Origin of the sequence: Nocardiopsis salina YIM 90010 (assembly GCF_000341025.1) — a bacterium.
Classification (GTDB): Bacteria; Actinomycetota; Actinomycetes; order Streptosporangiales; family Streptosporangiaceae; genus Nocardiopsis; species Nocardiopsis salina.
The window spans coordinates 1-2,464 of record NZ_ANBF01000027.1; the positions used below are offsets into that span (position 1 = coordinate 1).

General features: G+C 70.9%; 6 protein-coding genes and 1 pseudogene. All 7 read left to right on the forward strand.

The annotated features are described in order from the left end of the window. The first annotated feature begins 234 nt into the window (after positions 1-234). On the forward strand, positions 235-480 hold the full coding sequence (locus D474_RS0102835; RefSeq protein WP_017612087.1) for a hypothetical protein: 246 nt from the start codon (positions 235-237) through the stop codon (positions 478-480). Then, positions 477-755 (forward strand): hypothetical protein, encoded by a 279-nt coding sequence (locus D474_RS0102840; RefSeq protein WP_017612088.1) that lies wholly within the window; start codon positions 477-479, stop codon positions 753-755. The genes D474_RS0102835 and D474_RS0102840 overlap by 4 nt, the downstream gene beginning before the upstream one ends. Next, positions 752-1,042, forward strand: coding sequence for a hypothetical protein (locus D474_RS0102845; RefSeq protein WP_017612089.1), 291 nt, complete (start codon positions 752-754; stop codon positions 1,040-1,042). The genes D474_RS0102840 and D474_RS0102845 overlap by 4 nt, the downstream gene beginning before the upstream one ends. Before the next feature lie 167 nt (positions 1,043-1,209). After that, the gene (locus tag D474_RS32555; RefSeq protein ID WP_017612091.1) at positions 1,210-1,365 is read left to right on the forward strand and encodes a hypothetical protein; all 156 of its coding nucleotides are present in this window, start codon (positions 1,210-1,212) and stop codon (positions 1,363-1,365) included. A 72-nt stretch (positions 1,366-1,437) separates the two neighbouring features. Next, on the forward strand, positions 1,438-1,905 hold the full coding sequence (locus tag D474_RS0102860; RefSeq protein WP_017612092.1) for a hypothetical protein: 468 nt from the start codon (positions 1,438-1,440) through the stop codon (positions 1,903-1,905). Beyond that, positions 1,905-2,213 carry a hypothetical protein gene (locus tag D474_RS0102865; protein WP_017612093.1) on the forward strand — a complete coding sequence of 103 codons (309 nt, stop codon included), beginning with the start codon at positions 1,905-1,907 and terminating at the stop codon, positions 2,211-2,213. The genes D474_RS0102860 and D474_RS0102865 overlap by 1 nt, the downstream gene beginning before the upstream one ends. Further along, a pseudogene (locus D474_RS27435) lies at positions 2,213-2,464 on the forward strand (hypothetical protein); the annotation flags it as partial. The gene D474_RS0102865 and the pseudogene D474_RS27435, both read left to right, overlap by 1 nt.

Below are 2,464 nucleotides of genomic sequence, written 5' to 3' on the forward strand. Positions count from 1 at the left end.
GCCGCCTGACCCCTAGGCACGAAAAAAGCCCCCACCGACGCAACCGGTGAGGGCGTACACGAGAAACCGGAGTTCTCGCATGAACCACTCTACCCACCCCGCCCGCCGGGCCCTGCGGCTCCCCCANNCGAGCTCACCGCCGAGGTCGACCTCGACGCCCCCGCCCCGACCCCGACGACACAGGCCGACCTCGTCGACATCCTCGCCGACCTCGCTCGCGAGAACGCGCTCCCCGTGGCGTGGACCCTGCCCGCTTGCCGCCACGGGCACGACCGCCGCATCGAGGGACACCTCCACGGCGGTGAGTTCGACATCGGACGCCTGCGGGGCCTCGCCGTGTGGCAGCGCATCATCGGCGCCGGACCTGTGCAGGTGCGACCCGACGGTCCTCGGGAGCACCACGTGATCGAGGGCTCTTACCGGGGTGCCGCTGTGCGGGTCGTGACTGTGGTCGACACCCCGGGCGGTGAGGCCGCATGAACCCGGCTCTGCCCTCCTGGATGTTCACCGTCGCCGACTGGATGCCCATGTTCGTCCTCGCCGCGCTGGTCTCGACCGCGGCCGTGAGTTGGCTTCTGTGCGGTGAGCGGGCCCGCCGCCTCGCCGCCGTGGTGACCCGGCAGGACCGCACCATCCGCGAGCTCGAAACCCGACTCGCCGAGACCGAGGCGCTCGTCGACCGGCTCACCGGCGGCACCGACGACATCATCACCGCCGCCCGCGGCGCCCACCACCGCACCGAGGAGGAATTGTGACCGAGATCGAATTCGTCGATCACCTGCCCAACCACGACAGCAGGTCCGGCCCCCGCGCATGGGGCCACACCATCGCCCATCAGCTCACGAACCGCCCGGGCCAGTGGGCGCTAATCCTGACCGGTAAGCCCGGCACTCCACAGATTTACAACCGCCGCAGGGTGATCGCGAAGGGCATCACCGTCCCCTGGAGGCCCGAGGGCGCGTTCGAGGCTCGCTCGTTCACAATCGACGGCGAGCTGCGGCTGTACGCCCGGTACGTGGCAGGACTCCCCTCCGATGTCTGACTTCAACATCGGGGCGCACGTGACCACGATCGTGCCCTCTGCGCCGCACCCCGCCGGTGCGCTCGGCACCGTCACCCACACCCACACGTGCGGCGGGGACGGNCTCCTCGACAACGACGTCGATGAGCTCCCCGCGCACTTCGCCTCCTGCGAGATCGAGGCCGACCGTGGCTGAACTCGCGCACGCCATCCCGCCCGGCGAGGACCTGAACCCCAGCCCGGAACAGGTCGACAGTGCCCGCCTGGTCGTGGCCGGCCGCACCCACGACGCCGACGACCTCCGCAGCCTCCTCGGTGTCCTCGGCCTCCTCGACGACGCCTGACCACCACGAACCGGGCCCGCCCGCACCGTCCTTGCAGGCGGGCCCACCCACCGACCAGAGGGAGAACCCACCATGTCCGGACCCCGCGCCATCGGCACCCGCGCCGAGAGCGGTGTCGTGCGATACCTGCGAGAGCACGGCTGGCCATCCGCCGAACGCCGAGCCCTCGCCGGTGGCACCGACCTCGGCGACATCACCGGCACGCCCGGCCTGTGCTGGGAGATCAAGAGCGGCAAAGTCGCCGAGCGTGCCGCCGACGGGGGCGTCGCCCGCTGGCTGGAAGAGACCGAGACCGAGCGGGAGCACGCCGACGCAGACCTCGGCGTGCTCATCACCAAAAGGGCGGGGTACTCGGCCGAGCGGGTCGGCGACTGGTGGGCTCACCTCGACCTCATGACGCTGTTCGCAGTGGTCTCCGCCCGGTCCCCGCTCGCCCCCACCATCCTCGGCGAGCCCGTCCGGATGCACGTGTCCACGCTCGTCGAGCTCCTGCACACCGCCGGATACGGAACACCTCCGAGCACCGAGGCGGTGGCCTGATGGCCGAGCACGTCGACCTCACCGACGAGGCCACCCTCGTGGCGGCCCTGCGTCTGACCCGCGCCCGGATCGCCGAGCACCGGGAAATCGAGAACGCCATCGTCGGCAAGCTCAAGGACCTTCTGGGGGAGGCAACCGAGGCCCGCATCGGGGGCGCCCCGGTCGTGACCTACCGGTGGACCAAGCCCCGCGAACAGGTGGACATCAAGGCACTCCGCGAGGAGCAGCCCGAGGTAGCGAAGCAGTACACGCGCCTCGCCCCGGGCAGTCGACGGTTCGTCCTCCTCGACCCCACCGAGGAGGCCTGATGTTCACCCAGCCAGGCGACACCCCCGGCGTCGAACCCGACTCCTCAGAGGGCATCCGCCGGATGCTCACCGAGATCATCACCGACACCGCCGCGAACGCGCCCCGCTCCCTGCAACGCCGCATCGGCCCGTCCGAGGTCGGCGACCCCTGCCCGAGGCGTCTGGCGTACAAGCTCCTCGACTGGCCAGTCACCAACTCCGGCGGGGACCCGTGGCCGTCCATCGTCGGCACCGCCACACACGAGTGGCTC

Bases quoted from the DNA above. Each gene is read 5' to 3' on its own strand.
- D474_RS0102860 (WP_017612092.1), top strand. From the start codon at position 1,438: ATGTCCGGACCCCGCGCCATCGGCACCCGCGCCGAGAGCGGTGTCGTG.
- D474_RS0102865 (WP_017612093.1), top strand. From the start codon at position 1,905: ATGGCCGAGCACGTCGACCTCACCGACGAGGCCACCCTCGTGGCGGCC.
- D474_RS0102840 (WP_017612088.1), top strand. From the start codon at position 477: ATGAACCCGGCTCTGCCCTCCTGGATGTTCACCGTCGCCGACTGGATG.